This window comes from Vibrio sp. Y176 (genome assembly GCF_033438945.1).
The window spans coordinates 140747-163238 of the sequence record NZ_JAWOQS010000003.1 but is presented as its reverse complement, the minus strand read 5'-3'; the positions used below and the strand labels follow the sequence as shown (position 1 = coordinate 163238).

Here is a 22492-nt window from a genome sequence, read left to right as displayed (position 1 = left end):
ACGAGATCAACGATCTCTAAAAGAACTAAGCTATTGGTTGTAGGCGGGAAGGCCAAGCCAAAATAGTTAGGTTGTAACTTTCCACTCCTCTGTCCTTTTGCCTGAGAGTTTCACCTTGCGTGAGTGCAAGACTTGCTCCTTCGGCGACCGATTTAACGGTTCTCTCCAGAGGTTCCTCCAACTACAGTCCCCGCTACCTAGGTAGCACCTGAAATAGTTAATTCTTCGGCGAGTTATGCTAATCAAATGTTAAAATTTGATTAATAACCACTCTCCTGCAGTCTTCATCGGAACAATTACTCAATTAAATGAGTAAAGGTTAGTTAATGATGCTGGTCATCATTAACGTGTGAACTCTATCATGTTTTTGGTCCATTTCAACACCCTATGTCAATTTATTTTCAATGAAATAACCTCATCAATTTTCATGAAGGTATGTTTGCCAATCTTTTTGTGCGAGTCACGGCATAAATAAAATTTATTGGGTTAGGGAATGGAACCCAAAAATACTTCAGAACGATAAATGTGTTTCGATTGTTACGACATAAGTTATTCAATTAAGGACACAAAATTGATTAAAATCGGAGCACTTATTTTAAAATCTACGCTAAGTTGACCTTATGGTACGTATAAATGGGTTACAATGAATCTTTGTGAAACAGTCTACGGACCTAGGCAGTTTTTCATGAGTGGACAAGGAGGCGGTATGACCAGATTATTAGCCATTGCGGTGTTGATTGCAGTAGCATTTGTGCTGTTTCGTTATCGAACCAATGAAAAAGTCCAAAAAGCGACCGTTATAACATTAATTGGCGCATTTCTGATTTATACAGCATCAATTATGTTTGCGGAATTGATCCGCTAGCAAAGTAAAAGAGTCCTTGGAGTAGTATACGGTGAGTTCTCAGAACAAAATGGAAGAGCAAGACGACGTAGTTGTCATTGAAGAGCGTGACAAACGTACGCATATCTATATCGCAATCGCTGCGGTGTTAGGCTTGGCATTTGGTGGCCTTGTTGGATCGGTTGTCACTGCGAACAAGTGGGAATCGACTTACCACGTATTAGAAGAAAAGTATCAAGCACTAACGCAAGATAAAACCCAGTTGGCATCTCAAGTAAAAGTGCGTGAAGAGGCGCTCGACCAAGAAATACAAAACCAAGTTAGTGAGTTACTCGCCGCGAAAGATGAAGCTCATCAGAAAGCACTTAAGAAGTTGCAAAAGCAATTGACTGAGGTCGAGAAGGTCAACTTGTCACTAGAGTCTCAATTGAAGCAGCAGGCAGATAAGATCAACACGACGAAGTCAGAAAATGAGAAGTTGAGTCGTCAAGCGGATATGCAAGCGACTATGTTTGAGCGGTCCCGCGAAGTATTCCAGAAAGAGCTAAAAATTTCGCAAGAATTAGAGTCTCTCGAGAAAGAACGGTCAAAATTATTACCTAAGATTGAGAAACTCAAGAAAGAGTGTGACGTATTTTTAGAAGGCAAATCTTGGGACGTGAAGTCGGACGCGTGTGATAAACATGATGAAGCTAATTCACGACTAAGTCAGGTCGATCAAATGATTGAAGTCTATAAAATGGACCTCAAACAAATCAAAGCAATAACGGAAGATATCGGCCTTTAAGTCTTTTGTATCCGATTTTTGAAAAGCAAAAGGAGCTCTTTAAGAGCTCCTTTTTCGTTGTTAGCTATGACTTTTAGCCTGTCGCGTATATTAGATTCGTGAGGCGTCATAGCCTGAGGCGAGCAGGAGTTCTCGTTCGTGTTTAATCAGCTGAGCTCGATCTTCAATTAGTTCATTGAGTGCTTGAGATGGCTTACCTGCTAATGCTTTGAACGAAGCAAAAGATTCCGCGGTGTCGATTTTATCAATCATCTGACTGATGACATTACGAGCCTCACACGGGTTACTCGTCGTTGTAAAGTATTCTACTTGCTTTGCTGCCGATTTCATCTCAGTTAATAGCTCAAGCGGGCTACTTTCTTTGGCTACTGCCATGTAGTTATCCAGCACGCGCTTTGCATAAAGCAGTTCTTTGAGGGGGATATCTCTTCCGCTCTCGATTAGGGATTCGCTAAGGATCATACTTGAGCTCATGGGCATTCCTTCTTATTACTACGCCGCTTTTGATGTTTCCTTGAGTCTAATTTATTGAAGTCACATTGGGAATGGGTAAAAAGCATTTTTAACGCATTTTTATTCATTTATGAAAACGCGAATGCGATGCTTATCTGGATCGATAGCCATAAAATTTAACCCATACACTGATGTCGCTGGTGGTTGAACAAACTCAACACCTAGGTCTTTCCAGCGCTTGTAAATGCGCTCTAACGTATGCCTGTTGGGCACTGATAAAGACAACTCGGTACCACCACCTCGAATGCCGCTGTAGGGTGAAAGATTATCTCTTTGCTTGAGTGTCAACGTTAAGCCTTCGGTCAGTGGAATAGCGGCGAAGGTTGGAGACAACTGCGTGACTTTGCGTTCGAACAGTTTCGAATAAAAAACTTGGCTTATGTGGATGTCCTCAACGTAGAGAACGAATGAATTGATAGTCAGCATGGTTTGTTCCTTAATCAATTAGAAATAGTAGGGGCAATCTAACGGAAAGGAACGACAGGAGTTGTCAGTAGCACATTCTCGAAGGTAAGTGAAAGAATAAGAAAAAGGAGCCGTTTAGCTCCTTTTTATCAGCGCAATCATTGGTATTAATGAGTGTTTTTGGAAGAATACCAGTTGTTTTGATACGCTTTAGATGCAAATAATGCGTTTGCTTTTGCACGCTCGATAATAGACTCGTCCACCTCTAGCGGCTTCATGGTTTGGTCTTTAAAGTCGTACGCCAGGGTCGATATCTTTTCACCAGGGGAAAGCACAACGAGATTGTCGCGCGTTAAATAACCAAAGTTTTTGTCGTATTGCATCATTGCGCGTTCATCTTCGCGAGCCAGTGGCTTCGTTAAATCACGACCAATCATCGGTGTTTTAGCATCTACCCCAATTAGAGATAACAGTGTAGGCGGCATGTCTATGTTGTTTGCTATGCGGTCATCTTTACGTGGTTGAATGCCTTTACCAAGGATCAATGCTGGAATGTGAAAGTGCTTAACCGGAACAAGGTTAGCGCCAGAAACACGTGCATCATGATCTGCAATTACAATGAAAATGGTATCATCCCAATAAGATGACTTTTTCGCCTTTTCAAAGAAAGTGCCCAAAGCGTAATCGGAATATTTTACGGCGTTGTTACGCGTCATATGTTCTGAATCGTATGGCTCAATTTTGCCTTGCGGATACTCATAAGGGCTATGATTACTTGACGTAAAAACTAAGCTAAAGAAAGGTTTGTCGCTTTTTGAAAGGCGTTCAAACTCTTCGTTTGCTTTGTTATATAGATCTTCATCGCTAACCCCCCAAGAGCCAACAAAGCTTGGGTTGTTATAATCGTCTTCTTCTACTATTTGATCAAAACCGTTACCAAAGAAGAAAGTTTTCATGTTGTCAAAGTTGGCTTCACCGCCGTAAATAAATTGCGTGTGATAGCCTTGAGCTTTTAGTAAGTCCGCGATAGTAAAGAAACCCGTTTGGCTTTTACTCAGCTTCACTACCGCGCGAGACGGAGATGGAGGAAAGCCCGTGGTTACGGCTTCAATTCCACGGACAGAACGAGTACCAGTGGCGTACATTTGTGTGAACTGCCAACCTTCCTTCATGAGTTCATCAAGGTTTGGTGTTAGAGGCAAACCACCCAAAGCACCGACAAATTGGGCGCCTAAGCTTTCTTGTAGCAAAATCACTAAGTTTTTATGTTTACCTTGGTAAGTCGCGGGGTTACTGTTCATGGTTGGGAGTAATGAAGGGGTGAAGTCGGACTTTGTTGATGAAGTGCGAACTAATTCCAACATCTTTTGAGTGTCCATTTTTCCGTAGAACTGCTCCGCGCTCTTTTCTGACTTCATGCTATTAACCGCAAACAACAATGAGTAAGATGAGTTCAGTGCTAAGTCGTTAAGCAGTGGATCGTTAGAAAAGGCGACCATAGCAGGATTTAGCGGGCGGTGACCTAAAGATGAGCGAGCACCTGCAACCCCAAAAAGAACAACGAAAAGTGCCAATAGTGGTCGCCATTTCCAGTTGACCTGCTGCGCCTTATCGGTCAGTTTCTTACTCCACTTCCAACCTAAAGTGATGGTTAAAACTGTACCTAACGCACCAATAAACAGTTCTAATTTGTAGCCAGTCCAGAGCATACTCAAGACTTCTTTTGGGTAGATTAAGTATTCCACAAACAGGCGGTTTGGACGTAGGTCGTATTCCTGAATGAATGGCGCTGTTGCGAGCTCCATGTATACAAGCACCCAAAGCCCTAAAACCATCCATATGCGTAATATTCGCTTCCAACACTCTCCCATCTTACCGGTTAATGGCATGAAGGTTGAAAACAGTGCTGGAAGAATAAATAACCAGCAAAGCGTTGCAATATCTACGCGCAAACCTTGACCTAGGATGTAAATTAAGTCGTTTAGAGAGTCAATACGGTCAATCTGCCAAAAAGCTAGCAAAACTCTTGAGATAGACAGAAATAGAAGTGAAAACAAAGAAAAGGCAGCAATTGGCTGCAAAGGCCCCCACACAGAGCTCTTTGATAAGTTTTTCATATTTATTCGAATAGTTTAATTGTTATGTTGTGTTGTTTTTAGCAAAGCAAGCGTGAAATAAACGTGAATTATAATGTGGGTTTATGGTCGAGTAGTGTAAGTGTTGGTATGTCTATGTAAGGGGGAGGGGCGTTTGTGTAAAAAAGAGCCAGTTGATAACACCAACTGGCTCTAGAGATTGATAAAGGCATGATTACATTGCGGCTTTCTTCGCTTCTTCGACCCATGCGTCGAACTTTTTCTGGTTCGCTTTGATCCAACCATTTACATGAGACTCGATGTCCGCTGAGCTGTTCTTACCTTGGCTCATCATCATATTCTGAGCACTAACATCATTGATATTTAGTTTGATGATTTCAAATAGCTTCGCAGCAGCAGGGTTTTTTTCCGTAAACTCTTTATTGGCAACGATGCGCATAGAGTTCATCTCGAAGCCGTAGTTCTTACCGTTCTCTAGTGTCGTATCAATGTCCTTACGCTCACCAGGAAGTGAAGAGAATGGCACTTCTAACCACACAACATCTTTCCCTGGAACTAAAACGCCACTTACCCAGTACGGTGTCCAAGTGTAGTAAAGAATCGGATCGCCTTTTTTGTAACGTGAGATCGTATCAGCGATAATCGCCGCGTAGTTACCTTGGTTGTGTGTTACTGTGTCACGAAGTTTGAAAGCATCCAACTGATGCTCAACAACCATTTCACACCCCCAACCTGGGTTACAACCAGTTAAGTCCGCTTTGCCATCGCCGTTTGCATCGAATAGCTTCGCCAATTTTGGATCTTTTAACTGACCAATGTTCGTGATGTTATATTTTTCCGCGGTTTTCTTATCGATCAAATAACCTTGCGCAGCACCACTTACGTATTGGCCTTTACGGAAGAACTTATCATCACCGCCCGACATCGTGTACTTATCGGCGTGAAGAGGGAACCAACCAACCGCTAAGAAAGTAGCATCACCTTTAGCAATAGAGGTGTAGCCTACGTTGTAGTCCACTTCTTTGGTCGGTTTAACATCGTAACCAAGCTCTTCAAGTGCGCGGTTTACGATCAACGTTTGAAATGTTTCTTCTGCAACGGTTGATTGAACAGGCTGAACAGTGACACCTTCACCCGGTAGTTCACTTGCCACACCATAAGTTGAAAATGCGATAGTACTTAGAGCTCCAACAGAGAGCGCTTTCTTCCATGAATTATTCATTGATGTTTCTCCTAAGTTTTAGATCGTCTTGGTTCGTCTTTGTTTTCAGTTTTAATAGGTATGAAACAGGACCTGTGTGATACCAGCGAAGTTTAGTGTTGCCCGCATTAACCCCTAACACCTGGGTGATACGGTCTAACAAAATCGCAAGAATAACGATGCCTAAGCCACCAACGGCAGCAAGACCCATATCAAGTCGGCCAATACCACGAAGTACCATTTGGCCTAAGCCGCCAACAGCAATCATTGAAGCAATCACTACCATAGAAAGTGACAGCATTAAGGTTTGGTTTACACCTGCCATGATGGTTGGTAACGCCAACGGTAACTGGATGCGATAAAGCATCTGTTTTTTGTTTGCCCCGAAAGAGTGGCCAGCTTCGATAAGCTCTTCAGGTACTTGCTGAATACCCAAAATAGTCAGGCGCACAACGGGAGGCAGGGCGAAAATGATCGTTACTACTACGCCAGGAACGTTACCAATACCAAACAACATAACAATTGGCACAAGGTAAACGAACGCGGGAGTCGTTTGCATTGCATCTAATATTGGCCTAACAAATTTGGCAGCGGTTTGGCTCCTTGCCAACCATATCCCCATTGGTAGCCCTATAAGCAAACAGAAGAAAACGGCGGTTAACACCAGTGCTAGCGTTGTCATCGCTTGTGACCACGCACCAATTAGGCCGATGAAAACAAGGGATACAAGAGTAGAAAAACCAAGTTTTACATTGGAAAACTGCCACGCTAGCAAAAATAAAATGAGTACCATTATAGGCGCAGGTGTAGACACCAAAGCAGTTTCAAACGACGTTAGAATAAAGTCGATTGGAACTCGTATTGCTTGGAAAACAGGTCGACCATGTTCCACCAGCCAGTTCAAACCGGACTCTACCCAGCTATCGAGGGGTAAAACCGCATCTTGGAATGGGTTCATAATATCGAATGGTGCTTGCTCTACAGTTTCTGAGTTGAGCCAATCATTACTTGGCGCGGCCTCTGTACCTTGCGACCAAGGATCATCTTGCGCAGGAGCAGTATTTGACCAGGGATCATTGTTAGTTTGCTCTGAAGACATCGTGTTAATCCTTATCTAGTGTTTGTAGAAGACGTGATTTAGTCACGACACCAAAGTAAGTTCCTTTCTCATCTACGACAGGCACGGCATAAGGAACACCAGCAACCAGACCCAAAATGTCATTAATTGACTGATCAGGCTGAAGAGTAACTTCATCCGGTAATTGAGCACTGGCTAACGAACGGTTTTCTTTATGAGCCAAACGTAGTGAATCAAGAGATACGATGCCGGAATATCGGCTAGATTTATCGACGACAATACCGTAATCACGGTCGTGATCCATCAGAATCTGCATCGCAGAGCCTGGACCGTCATTTTCCGATTTCTTAAAAACAGCCGCTGGCTTCTTGCGCGCGATATCTTTTGCTGTCAAGACACTTGCGATGTTTACGCCGCGGAAAAACGCTTCGACATAATCATTTGCTGGACTGTGTAATATTTCATCAGGTGTGCCAACCTGAACAACCTCACCGTTTTGCATGATGGCGATACGGTCGCCAATGCGCATTGCTTCATCCAAATCATGAGAAATGAAGACAATTGTGCGTTTGTCATCGTTCTGTAGACGAATAAGCTCATCTTGCATCTCAGAACGGATCAATGGGTCTAAAGCGGAAAACGCCTCGTCCATTAATAGGATGTCTGGATCACAGGCTAACGCTCTCGCTAAACCAACGCGCTGTTTCATACCACCGGATAATTCGTCAGGGAAAGATTCTGCATAAGGGTCTAAACCCACTCTTTCTAAGGCGGAAAGGGCACTTTTCTGACGCTCATTAACATCGATGCCGGCAAGTTCTAAACCAAAGGCGGCATTTTCAATCACCGTCATGTGTGGCATGAGTGCGAAACTTTGAAACACCATTGAGATATTATTACGACGAACTTCTCGAAGTTCATTCTCGGAGATGTGGGCGATATCTCTTCCTTTGAGATAAACACTACCTTTAGTCGGCTCAATGAGCCGGTTAAGAAGTCGAACAAGGGTGGATTTCCCGGAGCCAGAAAGGCCCATGATTACGAAAATTTCCCCTTCATTTATGGTGAGAGATACATCGTTTACGCCGACTGTTAAACCTGTCTGTTCAAAAATACCGTCTTTATCGACGCCTTTGTCGATAAGCGAGAAGGCTCTCTCTGGGTCTTCTCCAAACACTTTATACAGTCCCTTAACTTCCAGTATGGGATCCATGTTATCTGTCCTTTTTCGTGTGTTTATAACTGTTTAACGATTTGTACTCTAATTAATTTTAGTTCAACTTTCAACGAAAGGGGGCTGGTTAACTAGTTCTGCCGTGCATAGAGAATTCGTTGAGCAAGGTATGTTCAATTCTTATTTTTTATATTTAAAACAATTGCTTGTGATGTGTTTTTATCCGCCATAACGTTGCCCTGACGTAGGGTTGAATTTATTTTGAATTTTTTTGTACATTTCAACTCAACTCGCTTGCATAGATATAAGCTGTGATAGCTTAGAACTCTACATATAAAAGGTTAGAGCTCTAATTTTTGGTTAAGGCTTGGTCCTGTGAAATCGGTTAGGTACTGTTATCCTTAGATTTATTTATTGCTTGATTTCACTCAGAGTGATATTTATCGCTGTAGTTTAGGCAACGTATGGAATAAAAAATGGAAGCCGAACAGTTAGAAGTGCTCAATTTCATTAGCCAGTACCCACCTTTTGATGACCTACCTGAAGAGCAGCTTAGAAAAATTGCTCTCAATGCCGAAGTTGCATACTTTCGGCAAGGAACAAAAATCCTTAACTTCGGAGATACGATCCGCGACTTGTATATGGTGAGAAGTGGGGCGGTAGAGATCTATCGACGTAAAGGTGAACTCTATAACAGGATTGATGCTGGTGGACTGTTTGGTCAGATGGGGTTGTTGATGAACAACCGCGTACGGATGCCAGCCAAAGCGATAGAAGACACTCTCGTTTACTGTATTCCGGAAAACATCTTCAATGAACTTTGTGATGAGTTTGAAAACTTTGCGGACTACATGGAACTGGAAGATAGCGCGCGTTTGCGAAGCGCAATATCTAGCCGCTCCGAAAGCAATGACTTTACCACCGCTAAGGCACGTAAAATCTTAGCAAGAGATCCAGTAACTCTGGAGGCAACGGCTTCAATTCAGGAAGCTGCGATACTAATGGCAGAGGAAAATGTCACCTCTCTGCTCATTATTCGCCCGACAGAGGAGCTCACAGAAGAAGATGACGAACAGCTGCTTGGAATATTGACTGATCGCGATCTTTGCATTCGCGTACTAGCTCAGGGTATTGATACCAATATTCCAGTGAGTGAGGTCATGAGTTATGACGTGGTTTCATTGGATTATAACGCCTATGTGTTTGAGGCCATGTTAACCATGTTGCGTTACAACGTGCATCATTTACCAATTTTAAAAGATAAAAAGCCGATAGGAATTATTGGCATGACGGACATCGTTCGTTACGAATCTCAGAACAGCCTATTGCTAGTGAGCTCTATTTTTCAGCAAACCAGTGTCGAGGATCTCAAGCAGGTTTCTGAACAAGTAAAAGACTGTTTCGTAAGAATGGTCAATGAAGATGCCAACGCGCACATGATTGGTCGAGCCATGTCGGTTATAGGCAGTAGTTTCAAACAACGCCTCGCTGAATTAGCTGAGCAAGAGTTCGGCCCAGCGCCCATTCCTTATTGTTTAGTCGCAATGGGTTCAATGGCGAGGGATGAGCAGCTAATTGTAACGGACCAAGATAACGCGCTTATTCTCGATAACAGTTATGACGTTGAGATTCACGGAGAGTACTTTGAAAAGTTTGCTAAATTTGTTTGTGATGGTTTAGCGGCATGCGGCTATGCTTATTGTACTGGAGACATTATGGCTACCAACCCAGAATGGCGAAAAACTCGTGCAGAATGGGAAGAATGCTTTGGAAACTGGATAGACAATCCAACCCCTGAGAGATTGTTAAATAGTAATATCTTTTTTGATCTCCTCGGTGTGCATGGGCGAGTGAAATGGGCGGAGCAATTAAGCAGCTTTATTGTGAGACGAGCGAAAAGAAATAACCGCTTTCTTGCTTGTATGGCGTATAACGCAATACGTAGGACGCCTCCACTGGGCTTTTTCAAAGACTTTGTGATGGAGAAAGATGGTCGTCATCGCAACTCGATTAACTTGAAGCGAAGGGGGACGGCTCCGTTGGCCGATTTAATACGGGTGCATTCTCTGGCAATCGGTTCGCGATCGCAAAACTCTTTCGACCGTTTAGATGACATTAATGATGCTGGCATTTTACCGAAAGGTCGAGGTTTGGATTTAAGGGATGCGATGGAGCTAATCTACATGGTTCGAATTCGTCACCAAGCCCTTGATATAGAAAATGGAGAAGAGCCAGACAACAATATTGAGCCGGAGAACATGTCTGAATTTGAACGTCGAAACTTAAAAGCAGCATTTCAAATTCTAAGTAACGCTCAGAACTTCATTAAGTTTCGATACCAGAGAAGTAGCAAATAATGTGGTTCTCAAAAAAAGTAGAAAAAGAACAGCCGTTGTTGGATACATCCCAGACGCCAGAGTGGTCAATGTTGTTCAAACAACTCGCTAAAGAAGCGAAAGACGAGAGGCTCAAACGCTACTATTCGACACCGATGGTTAATGGGGAAACACCAATTGAACAAGTGCCATTTGTCTCGGTAGACTTTGAGACAACAGGATTGAACTCGGAAGAGGATGTCATTCTCACGATCGGACTTGTGCCGTTCACTATTGATCGTGTTCAATGTAATGGTTCTGCTCATTGGGTCGTTAACCCAAACAGAGAGTTAAACCACGAGTCTGTCATTATTCACGGTATCACTGACTCTGAGGTTAAAAACGCGCCGCAGCTGTCTCAGATCTTGGGTGAAATATTGGATGCGTTGTCAGGCAAAGTGGTACTTGTTCACTACAAGAACATTGAAAGGCAGTTCTTTAATAACGCCTTGCTAAATAGCATCGGAGAGGGGATACAGTTTCCTGTTGTTGATACGTTAGATATTGAGTATGCGATACAGCGCCGTGAATGCAGAGGTTTTATCAATAAGTTGAAAGGCAAGAAACCCGGTTCTGTACGATTAGGGCACGCTCGTGAAAGATATGGCCTCCCTGCTTATCAACCTCACCATGCCCTGACGGATGCGTTAGCAACTGCGGAGCTGTTTCAAGCACAACTGCAGTATCACTTTAATCGAAACATGCCAATATCTTCGGTTTGGCAATAGGCGTTATTTATGGTGAAAACAATAAAATGCAATGAGAGATAGGGGGCTTTAAGATTGTGATGGCGGATTGAGTAACCGCTTATAAGAACAATGTTTTATGAACATGTGCTTGGTAGTGATGAAGACGTTTCATTACTCGAACTCCGACGAAAGTAATTTAAACTTGGTCACGTATTTTTAAGGAGATTATCCGTGAGCACCGATAATAACGGTGGCATTCAACGCCCCGATGGAAAAGTAAACGCAATAGATACTGACTATCAAATTGGTCAGGATAACGTTGCGCTAAAGGTAGGCCCATTTGGCCTTGATATTCACAACCGTGTTTTTGCAATTTCTGGCTTAGCAATCGTCATGTTTGTTGTGATAACACTATTATTCCGAGAACAGGTAGAGCCGTTTTTTTCAGACCTACGAGCGGGTTTGTTACACAATTTAGACTGGTTTTTTCTCGCTTCAGGTAATATTTTTGTCATTGTCTGTGTCGGATTGATCTTCACACCATTAGGCCGTGTACGAATCGGTGGTACTGAAGCAACACCGGATTACTCCTATGCTGGATGGTTGGCAATGCTATTTGCTGCGGGTATGGGCATTGGTCTCGTATTCTTCGGTGTATCAGAACCGATGTCCCATTTTAGTTCTGCGATTGGTGGCGTGAACGTTGAGAATGGTGTACGTACTGACTGGGCACCGCTAGGTGGTGCAGAGGGCGATGCAACTGCAGCTTCGGCATTAGGGATGGCTGCGACGATTTACCACTGGGCACTTCATCCGTGGTCAATATACGCGCTCTTGGCTCTTGGGCTGGCTATCTTTTCATTTAACAAAGGTTTGCCACTCACCATGCGCTCAATTTTTTACCCTTTGTTTGGTGAGCGTGTATGGGGTTGGACTGGTCATATTATCGATATTCTTGCAGTGGTAGCGACGGTTTTTGGTTTAGCAACATCGCTAGGCTACGGTGCGTCTCAAGCAGCAACGGGTTTGAACTTCCTGTTTGATGTCCCAATGACCAATACCACGCAGGTTATATTGATTATTGGTATTACTGCGCTCGCTTTAATCTCTGTTGTGGCTGGACTCGATAAGGGCGTGAAAATCTTATCTGAAATCAACATGGGTCTTGCAGCGCTGCTATTGCTATTTGTTATTGTTGTTGGCCCGACGATTGCGATTTTAACTGGTTTCTTCGAGAACATCGTTTCCTATGTGGCTAATATCCCTGCCTTATCTATGCCATTTGGACGAGAGGATGTGAATTACTCTCAAGGCTGGACGGCGTTTTACTGGGCGTGGTGGATTTCTTGGTCACCATTTGTGGGTATGTTCATCGCACGTGTGTCTCGCGGTCGTTCAGTTCGTGAGTTTATTATTTGCGTTATTCTTATCCCATCTTCAGTTTGTGTGTTATGGATGACGGCTTTTGGCGGTAACGCAATTAGCCAATACGTTAATGATGGCTACGAGGCGGTGTTTAACGCAGAACTACCTTTAAAACTTTTTGCCATGTTAGATGTTATGCCATTGGCTGAGATAACATCTTTTGTCGGCATTATCTTAGTCGTGGTGTTCTTCATTACCTCTTCTGACTCAGGATCACTGGTTATTGATACTATTGCTGCGGGCGGTAAGGTCGATGCACCAACGCCACAACGCGTGTTCTGGTGTACGTTTGAAGGTTTGGTTGCGATTGCATTGATGTTGGGTGGTGGTCTAGCTGCTGCTCAAGCAATGGCGGTGACGACTGGTTTACCGTTTACTATTGTTTTACTTGTTGCAACGGTATCTTTGATAAAAGGTTTGATGGATGAACCTCGTCCAAAGGCGGTTTCTAAGAAATCAAAATAACTAGTATCAGCAGTTAAATTATTGATAAAAGCGGTATGCGAAAGCATGCCGCTTTTTTTTGGATTTCTATTTTTCTCTGAGAAATGAACAGCATGGAAAACGGTCTTATTCTGGTTGTTTTTTGTACTGTGCATTTAGGTGACTATTTAATAAATTAGACCTCGAACTATTTTAACTTTTGGTTAATAGGTTTATTTTTGTGACATGTGTCACAAAAATACCGATAAAAAGGCGGATTATTTGATTTTTAGTCGCGAGGGATGCCCATAATAAAAAGGAAATTTAATTAGACCTCAAAGGATATGTATTTTCACATGATCACATCAGCACCTTGGGTCCTTTATCCAGAGATTGGAGAAGACTCAAGTAAAAAATGGATTTTTCGTGAGCCTAAAATCTCTGATGGTGACGACATTTACAGCTTGATTGCAGACTGTCCTCCATTGGACATGAACTCATCTTATTGCAATTTCCTACAGTCTACGCATTTCAGCAAAACCAGTATTTTGGTTGAGCAAAAAGGCGAAATCGCAGGTTTCATTTCCGGTTATCAGAAACCAGACGAGCAAGACGTTTTATTTGTCTGGCAAGTTGCAGTCTCACCTCGCTTTAGAGGTCATGGTTTAGCATTCCGCATGTTGAAAGAACTTCTCACCCGAGAGGAATTAGGCGGTGTTAAATCGGTAGAAACTACCATCACGGAAGATAATAAAGCCTCTTGGGCACTGTTCAAAAAGTTAGATGCGATGAACGGCAATTCTGGCCAAGTAAGCACATTTTTGGATGAAGAAGCCCACTTTAAAGGCAAACACGATACAGAATATTTGTATCGCATTCCTCTCAAATAATCCTCAAACAATAGGAATTAAAAACGGTCTCATCATGGATATTTTCAAAAAGCAGGAATCCAACGTACGCTCATATTCAAACAATTTCCCGGTCGTTTTTCGTAAAGCGAAAGGCTGCTGGCTAGAAACAGAACAAGGTGAACGATACTTAGACTTCCTTGCTGGAGCGGGATCTCTAAATTATGGCCATAACAATCCAGTACTAAAACAAGCGTTGCTTGAGTACATTGAAATGGACGGTATTACTCACGGTTTGGATATGCACTCAGAAGCGAAAGCATCGTTTCTGGAAGCGTTGGATACTTACATCCTTAAACCAAGAAACTTGGATTACAAGGTTCAGTTTACGGGCCCAACAGGCACTAACGCTGTTGAGGCGGCATTGAAGCTGGCTAAAAAAGTAAAAGGCCGCGACAGCGTCGTTGCGTTTACTAACGGTTTCCATGGTTGTACTGCTGGCGCACTGGCTGCAACGGGTAACCAGCATCACAGACAAGGTAACGGTTCTAGTCTAAGTAACGTCACTCGTATTCCATTTGAAGGTTACGCTGGCGTAGATGGTCTCGCGCTGTTCGAAACCATGCTAAGTGATAACTCTGCAGGTATGGATAAACCAGCCGCTGTACTTCTTGAAACTGTGCAGGGTGAAGGTGGTTTAAATGCTGCTTCAAACGAGTGGTTACAACGTTTGAGCAAAATCTGTAAAGCCAATGACATTCTTGTGATTGTCGATGACATTCAAGCAGGTTGCGGACGTACCGGTACTTTCTTTAGTTTCGAGCCGTCTGGTATCCAACCGGATATCGTGACGCTATCGAAGTCGATCGGTGGTTACGGTTTGCCGATGGCTGTCGTATTACTTAAGCCTGAGCTTGACCAGTGGAAGCCAGGCGAGCATAACGGTACGTTCCGTGGCAATAATCACGCCTTTATTACTGCGGCAAAAGCACTAGAAATTTACTGGGCAAACGATGATTTTGAAACACACATCAAGCAGTGTTCAGACAAGGTGAGTGCAGTGATTGACCGTTGTGTTCGTCGCTTTCCACAAATGTTTGTGCAGAAAAAAGGCCGCGGCATGATGGTTGGTATTGAATGTATCAATGGTGACATGGCATCTGAAATCGCGAAAAACTGTTTCGAGAATGGAATGGTGATAGAGACAGCGGGTCCAGACGATGAAGTTGTGAAGTTCTTCTGTCCACTAACCATCAGCGAATCAGAGCTAGATCAAGGACTAAGCATCTTTGAAAATGCAGTAGAGACTATCGCTGCGAAACATTTCAAACAAGCATCTTAATAAGGATTTTAATTATGATCGTCAGAACTCTAGATGAATGCCGCAACAGCGAACGACGTGTTGTTTCAGATAACTGGGAAAGTGTCCGCATGTTGTTGAAAGACGACAACATGGGTTTCTCTTTCCACATCACAACGATTTATGAAGATACAGAAACTCATATTCACTATCAAAACCACCTTGAATCGGTGTTTTGTATGAGTGGTGAAGGTGAGATTGAAGTTGTAGGTGGAGAAACGTACCCAATCAAACCAGGTACATTATATATCCTTGATAAACACGATGAGCACTACTTGAGAGCTTATAAGAATAAAGAAATGGTAATGGCGTGTGTGTTTAACCCACCGATTACTGGCGCTGAAGTGCACGATGAAAACGGTGTTTATCCTCTCGTTGACTAAAAGATGATGGTGGGGTGCTTTGCCACCCCACACTTTACTATCTCTTCTTTTTTCTTTTTAAAGTTACCAATCAAAAAAGGCTTATCATGACATTTACCGTAGAAAAAATCGGCGGTACATCAATGACAGCATTTGATGCTGTTCTCGACAATATTATTCTTCGTCCCAAAACACCATACAATCGTATTTTTGTCGTATCTGCATACGGTGGTATGACCGATGCGCTGCTCGAGTGTAAAAAAACCAGTAAACCAGGCGTTTATCAGCTTATCGCGAAACGCGACGACAAATGGGAAGAAGCGTTAGCGTACGTTGAAAGCCGTATGTTGCTGACCAATGAAAATATTTTTGCGGACCCAATGAATCGTATCCGTGCGGATAAATTCATTCGCTCCCGCATTGCTGAAGCGAAAAACTGTATCGCGAATATTTTAGAAACCTGTCAGTACGGTCAATTTTCGTTGCGCCAGTACTTGCCTCAAATTCGAGAGTTTCTCTCGTCTATCGGTGAGGCACATAGTGCTTACAACACAGCACTAAAACTAAAAAATATGGGTATTAACGCTAAGTTCGTTGACCTGTCTGGTTGGGATAATCAAGCGCCAAGAAGCCTTGATGAGTCGATCAGTGACGCGTTTGCTGATATCGATGTATCAAAAGAACTGCCAATCGTGACAGGTTATGCTTACTGTAAAGAGGGCCTAATGCACACTTATGACCGAGGTTATAGTGAGATGACATTTAGCCGAATTGCAGCAATAACAAAAGCGGATTTAGCAGTAATTCACAAAGAGTACCACTTGAGCTCAGCAGACCCACGCGTTGTTGGCCCTGAAAAAGTATTACCAATTGGTAGTACAAACTATGACGTAGCAGACCAACTTGCTAACCTTGGCATGGAAGCGATTCACCCAAATGCCGCTGCGGGTTTACGTGAAAGTGGTATTGAGCTACAGATTAAAAATACATTCGAACCTGAACACGAAGGTACTTTGATCTCTTCAAGCTACCGCCCAGAAGAAGACAAAGTCGAGATCATCGCAGGTAAAGAAAAAGTATTTGCACTGCATTTGTTTGACCAAGCAATGGTAGGAAAAGCCGATAACGTTAGTTACGAATTGATGGAAATCATCTCCGATGCTCGTGTAAGTTTGGTTGGTAAAGAGATGAACGCTAACTCTATTACTTACTATCTAGGTGGCAGTACTGATAGCTTAAACAAAGTATTGTATAAAGCCGAGAAACGTTATCCGAATGCCTCGATTAAAGGTCGTATGGTCGCGCTTATCTCAGCCATCGGTTCTCAAATTGATACCAACAAGACGTTGGCGAAAGGTGTGCTTGCATTGATGAATAATGGCGTTACGCCAGTTGCACTGCACTCATCATTGAGAAATGTAAATGTTCAATTTGTTGTCGGTGATAAGGAATACCAGCACGCGATTTGCGCATTGCATGATGAGTTTTTCCAAAGTAGCAGTTTAGCTAAATCGGTTAATGTGGCTTAGTTTATCCACGGTTAAAATACAAAGGAGAGCAGGTTAGCTCTCCTTTTTTTGTTTTTCAGTTTGTACTCACAATGCCCACTTTGTATAGGCTAAACAGGCGATTTAAGTAAGTTCCTATGTGGCGATACACATAAGCCAGCAGAATGGTCTGCTGGCTTATGTTACTGATTAACTAACGTTAACTTAGTTTACTTAAACTTGCTGATTTCTTGTTCAACTTTGTCTAGTTGTTGCAGCTTCTCTTGCATTTTTAGAGAGTCGTAGTTTAGTGAAGCAGGGTTCATCGCTGTGCCACGCTGCATTGGGTATTCTGGAAGTGTTTTAAAGAACTCTCCCACAACGTCTTGTACAGGTACAAATAGCCACATGTTGTCAGCCATCCAACGCAAGTACATTTGTGATTCGCTTGGGCCTTTTTCGAATGGGTCAGCGCGTAGGTGGATGATTTTAGGCCAGTTCGGAGCAAAACGAACTGCGTTACTTAGGTTCCCTTCAAGCGTTGCAAAGTGAAGTTTCCAGTCATTCCAGCGGACAGCGTTTAATTCACCATTAGACGTAAAGTAAAGCAGCGACTCACGAGGGCCTTTTTCTTCCTTACCTTCAAAGTATGGCATGAAGTTATAACCATCTAAATGCACACGCCATTCTTTGCCATTTGCTTTGTAGCCTTCTGCCAGTTTTTCTTTTACATCAGGTACGCCAGCAGCTGCCAATAATGTAGGCAACCAGTCTTGGTGTGCCATCATTTCATTGATCTTGGTTCCTGGCTTAATGACGCCTGGCCAACGAACCAGTTGAGGAACACGCATACCGCCTTCCCAAGTTGTACCTTTTTCACCATGGAATGGTGTTGCGCCACCATCTGGCCAAGTCATGGTTTCTGCGCCGTTGTCCGTTGAGTAGATAACGATAGTGTTGTCTGCAACACCTAGCTCATCCAGCTTGTCGAGTAAAACACCTACATGATCATCATGTTCCAGCATACCATCGGCATAAATGCTTACACCTGATTTACCTTGGTATTTTTCCTGCAAGCGAGTCCAAACGTGCATACGAGTGGCGTTATGCCAAATAAAGAAGGGTTTATCCGCCTTAACTGCTTTTTCCATAAATGCCAAAGAGCTCTCTAGGAACTCTTCATCTGCGTGCTCCATACGTTTTCGTGTCATCGGGCCAGTGTCTTCAATCTTACCGTCGGCATAAGACTTAATGACACCACGAGGGCCATAGTTTTTACGAAACTCTGGGTCTTTAGGGTAGTAATAAGTTTCAGGTTCTTCTTCTGCGTTTAGGTGATATAAGTTACCGAAGAATTCGTCAAAGCCGTGTTTTGTCGGTAAGTGCTTATCTTGGTCACCTAAGTGGTTTTTACCAAATTGACCCGTCATGTAACCTTGTTCTTTTAACAGATCTGCAATGGTTGGTGCCCAATCAGGTATGCCGTGGTCAGAGCCTGGCATACCAATTGTTAACAAACCCGTACGAAATGGCTCTTCACCCGTAATAAAGGCAGCGCGACCAGCAGTACAAGACTGTTGTCCGTAGTGATCTGTGAACAACGCACCTTCATTCGCGATACGGTCGATGTTTGGCGTTTTGTAACTCATCATACCTTGGTTGTATGCGCTGATATTCCAGTAGCCGATATCGTCACCAAAAATTGCCAGTATATTCGGTTTGTCTGCTGCTATAGCAGCACTAGACGCCGCTAACAGTCCTGCGCCTACAGCGATTTTGCTCAATTGATTTGCCATAAAAACTCCAGATTGTTGAGAGTAAAGATAAGCACAAGTGAGCCTTATGCTTAGTTGCTGCATAAGTTAATGATGTATATAGAAAAATCCTCTTATACTCGATATAACTATAAGTTATTGCTAGGTAGTAACCATTTGTTAATTAAGAAGAAATAGGATTGTCCTGTTAGTTTGTAGAGATTCGTAAAGTAGATTTAGATCACTGAAGAGCCTTATTTTTATTGCGTAGTAGAAGAGGGGATGGAAATGAAAAACAATAGGATGCTCGCTTGTTTTACGGTCCTAAAGCAATACTAAAGTCGTTATGTATTGCTTGTAATTATTTGTATAACCAGTGATTTAGTGTCTATATTGATTTAGGTTGTGCATTATAAATATAAGGATATCTATGAGTCAGTGGGCAGGCCGGTTTCGTATTTTATTGCTGGTCAACGTTGTTGTCAGTTTTATGGCTTTTTCTCAAGAGTTATTAACAGAGAAACCAAATATTCCTTTAGGCTTAAATCCAGAATATGCTGGCACACAAGCTTGTATAGATTGCCACCAAAACGAGGTGGAGGCCTGGAAAGGGTCACATCACGATATGGCCATGAAGCATGCAAGTACAACCTCTGTGCGTGGTAATTTTGATAACCATGTTGTAACACACAAAGGAATGCCTAATCGTTTTTTTAAAAAAGGCGGCGAATATTGGGTCAACATTCAAGGCTCTGACGGGCAATGGCATGACTATAAGATCAGCTATACATTTGGCTGGGAGCCATTACAGCAGTACATGGTCGAGTTTGAAGATGGCCGCGTGCAGCTTATTCCTTTTGCTTGGGATACAAGAGCTAAAGTTGAAGGGGGACAGCGTTGGTTTCATCTTTATCCAGAAACGACAACAACGGATGAATTCTATTGGACCAATACCGGGCAAAATTGGAACTTCATGTGTGCTGATTGCCATTCAACGAACCTAAAGAAGAATTACGACGCTGACAAAAACACTTACAACAGCTCATGGTCAGAGATTAATGTGGGATGCGAAGCATGCCATGGTCCCGCTAGTCAGCACATAGAACTGGCCAAGAAATACAAAAATGCTGGCACTTCTTTTGAGCATGACAGCCATTATGGCTTTGATCGAAATTTGTCTAAAGCAGTGTCGGATTGGGTGTTTGAGGAAGGCCATAGTACGTTACAGCCGAAATCAATTGAAGCAACCAATCAAGTGCAAACATGCGCTCAATGCCATAGTCGCCGAACCCAGTTAAATGAAACAGGTGATCATGTTAAAGGTTCCTTTTTTGATAAATATCGCTTAAGTCTTATAACACCTGAACTCTACTATCATGATGGACAGATTTACGACGAAGATTATGTTTATGGTTCGTTTCTTCAATCTGAAATGGCGGAGAAGGGGGTCACGTGCACTAATTGTCATGATCCACACACGGCAGAGTTAACGATCCCAGAAGAGGCAGTATGTTCGCAATGCCATATTGCATCGGAATATACACCTGAAAAGCATACCTTTCATAAGGCTGGATCTGAAGCATCGCAATGTACGACTTGTCACATGCCAGAAACGACTTACATGCAAGTCGATCCTCGTAGAGACCACAGTTGGCATATTCCACGACCGGATTTGAGCAAACATATTGGAACGCCCAATGTTTGCATGTCATGCCATGAAGATAAAAGCAATCAATGGGCCGATGAACAGATAGCAGAATGGTACCCGAATTCGAAGTATCGTAATCAGCAACATTTTGCTGTCGCATTTTATGCGGATTCAATTGGTCATCAAGGAGCAGCAAATGCGTTGGCATACTCTGCTCAGGATTCGTCGTTAAAAGACATTATTCGTGCTTCAGCCCTGGAGAGAATGGGGGGCAATACTGACCAAAATACAACAGTATCTTTGGCTAGGGCCGTTAAGAATGAGAATGAAATGGTTCGATTAGGGGCAATTTCAGGCTCGTCTGGTTATGAATTTCATGATCGGTGGCGGATTCTAGAGCCATTGCTTGGTGACCCGGTGCTTTCAGTGAGAGCGGAAGCTGCCTCGGTGCTGGTAGCGAACTACGCACAAATGACCCCTTTACAAAAAGATATCATTAAATCGCCTTTAGAAGAGTACATGGAAATTCAAGAGTTTAATGCCGATCGTGGTTTCGGAAGAACCAATTTGGCGAATGTGTACCGCAGCTTAGGTGAAATCGACAAAGCGGCCGAGCTGTATAAACAAGCGATCAGCATCGAACCCTATTTCGAAAATAGCTACGTTAACCTAGCAGATTTGTATCGTCACCTAGGTAAAGAAGAAGCTGCGCTCACGGTGCTACAACAAGGGATGAAAGCTCAACCTAAATCCAGCACATTACCATACAGCGCAGGTCTTTCTTTGTTACGTCAAGGCAAAGCCGATGATGCGAAAAAGCTACTTAGACGCGCCGCAGAAGTTGGTGAAACTAATGCGCATTATTGGTACGTGTACGGTCTAGCTCTAGAAAAAAGCGATGTTCTAGAAGCCAGTAAAGCGTTGCAAACAGCATTTGAAGTCGGTGGCAATCCACAGCACTTGTATGCTCAATGCGAGGTTCTAGCGAGAAATCATAAAAAAGGTGCTGTCGCTTTTGCTTTCGATAGGTGCATACAAGAACTTAGTCACTATGCACCTAAACAAGCAATTGATCAGCTTAAAGCCTCTATTGTCGGGGTCAATAGGAGCTAATTACCAAAAGTGGAGCTTTTATCGCTCCACTTTTTCTTACTTGGTTTAATCAGCGTCTTTCGCTAATCTCAGCCCCATGTCGGACATGATGACTGACTGGCTAGCAAAATCGCGACGATAGTTTTCGGATTCGTCAGCATCATAGGCAAAGCTACCACCTCGTACAGACTTGTGTGCCAGGCTTTCTTTTTCATCTTTTGCGTTTACCGGATTATCACTTGGTGCTGATTTGTAATAGCCTTCATCAAACGCATCAATAACAAACTCACCAACATTACCCGTCATATCGTATAAGCCAAGCTCATTCGGTTTTTTCTGACCTACCTTGTGTGCCTTATTGTTTGAGTTACTGGCATACCAGGCAACGTCGTTAATATCATCAGACCCCGCGTAAGTGAATCCTTGACTTAGATTCCCCCCTTTCGCTGCAAACTCCCATTCTGCTTCGGTGGGTAAACGATAGTGCTCTCCCGTTTTTTCATTCAATTTCTTTATAAAATAATTGGCTTGTTGCCAGCTAATGTTATTCACGGGCGTATTTGGGTTTCTAAAATAACTCAGAGAAGAGCCTGTAACCGATTCGAATAACTCTTGGGTTACCTCAAATTTTGCCAAATAGAAATCATCCACGCGAACGGTGCGAGCCGGGCGCTCTGATTTATTTGCTGATGGATTATCCGAGCCCATCATAAATTGTCCACCTTCAATAAGAACCATATCTTGATCGATTTTTTGAGCAAGAGGGCTAGGTTGTGTTGTTGCACATCCAGTCATAATTAGCGAAATCGAAATAGCGGCACCAAGGTAAAGAGTATTACTTTTGGAATGCTTCATAGGGGAGCTCCATCAACATTTATGATCAAAGAATTTTATCAGGCAAGTCTATGAAAAACAGTTATACACACTATAA

Annotated in this window: 18 protein-coding genes and 1 riboswitch; of the genes, 10 read left to right on the top strand and 8 right to left on the bottom strand. The window is 42.9% G+C overall.

What is annotated here, in order from left to right; translation table 11 throughout:
• Nucleotides 1–79: 79 nt before the first annotated feature.
• Nucleotides 80–179: riboswitch (glycine riboswitch) on the bottom strand.
• A gap of 527 nt (nucleotides 180–706) precedes the next feature.
• The gene (locus tag R7O13_RS09065; RefSeq protein ID WP_005377784.1) at nucleotides 707–865 is read left to right on the top strand and encodes a hypothetical protein; all 159 of its coding nucleotides are present in this window, start codon (nucleotides 707–709) and stop codon (nucleotides 863–865) included.
• Between the two features lie 31 nt (nucleotides 866–896).
• A complete protein-coding gene (locus R7O13_RS09060; RefSeq protein WP_017820934.1) occupies nucleotides 897–1631 on the top strand; it encodes a chromosome segregation ATPase in 735 nt (244 codons plus the stop codon).
• A 90-nt stretch (nucleotides 1632–1721) separates the two neighbouring features.
• Here the strand turns inward: R7O13_RS09060 and R7O13_RS09055 are convergent, their stop codons facing one another.
• The 6 genes from R7O13_RS09055 to proV all read right to left on the bottom strand — a co-directional run bounded on the left by R7O13_RS09055 (nucleotide 1722) and on the right by proV (nucleotide 8137).
• The gene (locus tag R7O13_RS09055) at nucleotides 1722–2105 is read right to left on the bottom strand and encodes a hypothetical protein (RefSeq protein ID WP_005377782.1); all 384 of its coding nucleotides are present in this window, start codon (nucleotides 2103–2105) and stop codon (nucleotides 1722–1724) included.
• Between the two features lie 99 nt (nucleotides 2106–2204).
• Entirely contained in the window at nucleotides 2205–2570 is a 366-nt protein-coding gene (locus R7O13_RS09050; protein WP_130546073.1) for a VOC family protein, read from the bottom strand.
• Between the two features lie 146 nt (nucleotides 2571–2716).
• A complete protein-coding gene (locus R7O13_RS09045) occupies nucleotides 2717–4666 on the bottom strand; it encodes an LTA synthase family protein (RefSeq protein WP_193837409.1) in 1950 nt (649 codons plus the stop codon).
• 193 nt (nucleotides 4667–4859) lie between these two features.
• Entirely contained in the window at nucleotides 4860–5867 is a 1008-nt protein-coding gene (gene proX, locus R7O13_RS09040) for a glycine betaine/L-proline ABC transporter substrate-binding protein ProX (protein WP_054865582.1), read from the bottom strand.
• Nucleotides 5860–6945 carry a glycine betaine/L-proline ABC transporter permease ProW gene (gene proW, locus R7O13_RS09035; RefSeq protein WP_005377778.1) on the bottom strand — a complete coding sequence of 362 codons (1086 nt, stop codon included), beginning with the start codon at nucleotides 6943–6945 and terminating at the stop codon, nucleotides 5860–5862. The genes proX and proW overlap by 8 nt, the downstream gene beginning before the upstream one ends.
• A 4-nt stretch (nucleotides 6946–6949) precedes the next feature.
• Nucleotides 6950–8137 carry a glycine betaine/L-proline ABC transporter ATP-binding protein ProV gene (gene proV / locus R7O13_RS09030; RefSeq protein ID WP_005377777.1) on the bottom strand — a complete coding sequence of 396 codons (1188 nt, stop codon included), beginning with the start codon at nucleotides 8135–8137 and terminating at the stop codon, nucleotides 6950–6952.
• 437 nt (nucleotides 8138–8574) lie between these two features.
• Here proV and R7O13_RS09025 point away from each other — a divergent pair, with 437 nt between their 5' ends.
• The 7 genes from R7O13_RS09025 to R7O13_RS08995 all read left to right on the top strand — a co-directional run bounded on the left by R7O13_RS09025 (nucleotide 8575) and on the right by R7O13_RS08995 (nucleotide 17109).
• Nucleotides 8575–10455, top strand: a complete 1881-nt coding sequence (locus R7O13_RS09025) for a DUF294 nucleotidyltransferase-like domain-containing protein (protein WP_005377775.1) — start codon at nucleotides 8575–8577, stop codon at nucleotides 10453–10455.
• On the top strand, nucleotides 10455–11201 hold the full coding sequence (locus tag R7O13_RS09020; RefSeq protein WP_017820938.1) for a 3'-5' exonuclease: 747 nt from the start codon (nucleotides 10455–10457) through the stop codon (nucleotides 11199–11201). Before R7O13_RS09025 ends, R7O13_RS09020 begins: the two co-directional genes overlap by 1 nt.
• A 192-nt stretch (nucleotides 11202–11393) precedes the next feature.
• A complete protein-coding gene (locus R7O13_RS09015) occupies nucleotides 11394–13052 on the top strand; it encodes a BCCT family transporter (RefSeq protein WP_170893819.1) in 1659 nt (552 codons plus the stop codon).
• A 314-nt stretch (nucleotides 13053–13366) separates the two neighbouring features.
• Nucleotides 13367–13900, top strand: coding sequence for a diaminobutyrate acetyltransferase (gene ectA, locus R7O13_RS09010; RefSeq protein ID WP_005393379.1), 534 nt, complete (start codon nucleotides 13367–13369; stop codon nucleotides 13898–13900).
• Nucleotides 13901–13934: 34 nt separating this feature from the next.
• The gene (ectB, locus tag R7O13_RS09005) at nucleotides 13935–15200 is read left to right on the top strand and encodes a diaminobutyrate--2-oxoglutarate transaminase (RefSeq protein WP_318303629.1); all 1266 of its coding nucleotides are present in this window, start codon (nucleotides 13935–13937) and stop codon (nucleotides 15198–15200) included.
• A 14-nt stretch (nucleotides 15201–15214) separates the two neighbouring features.
• Entirely contained in the window at nucleotides 15215–15601 is a 387-nt protein-coding gene (locus R7O13_RS09000; RefSeq protein ID WP_005377769.1) for an ectoine synthase, read from the top strand.
• Between the two features lie 86 nt (nucleotides 15602–15687).
• The gene (locus tag R7O13_RS08995; protein WP_005377768.1) at nucleotides 15688–17109 is read left to right on the top strand and encodes an aspartate kinase; all 1422 of its coding nucleotides are present in this window, start codon (nucleotides 15688–15690) and stop codon (nucleotides 17107–17109) included.
• Nucleotides 17110–17297: 188 nt separating this feature from the next.
• Here R7O13_RS08995 and R7O13_RS08990 read toward each other — a convergent pair whose 3' ends face one another.
• Nucleotides 17298–18863 carry an arylsulfatase gene (locus R7O13_RS08990; protein WP_130546076.1) on the bottom strand — a complete coding sequence of 522 codons (1566 nt, stop codon included), beginning with the start codon at nucleotides 18861–18863 and terminating at the stop codon, nucleotides 17298–17300.
• Between the two features lie 388 nt (nucleotides 18864–19251).
• Here R7O13_RS08990 and R7O13_RS08985 point away from each other — a divergent pair, with 388 nt between their 5' ends.
• Nucleotides 19252–21582: a tetratricopeptide repeat protein gene (locus R7O13_RS08985; RefSeq protein ID WP_318303627.1), complete on the top strand. Its 2331-nt coding sequence runs from the start codon at nucleotides 19252–19254 to the stop codon at nucleotides 21580–21582.
• A gap of 45 nt (nucleotides 21583–21627) precedes the next feature.
• On the opposite strand, the gene R7O13_RS08980 is transcribed toward R7O13_RS08985, so the two are convergent.
• Complete coding sequence (locus R7O13_RS08980) at nucleotides 21628–22356, bottom strand: formylglycine-generating enzyme family protein (RefSeq protein WP_373920819.1); 729 nt, start codon at nucleotides 22354–22356, stop codon at nucleotides 21628–21630.
• Between the last annotated feature and the right edge of the window lie 136 nt (nucleotides 22357–22492).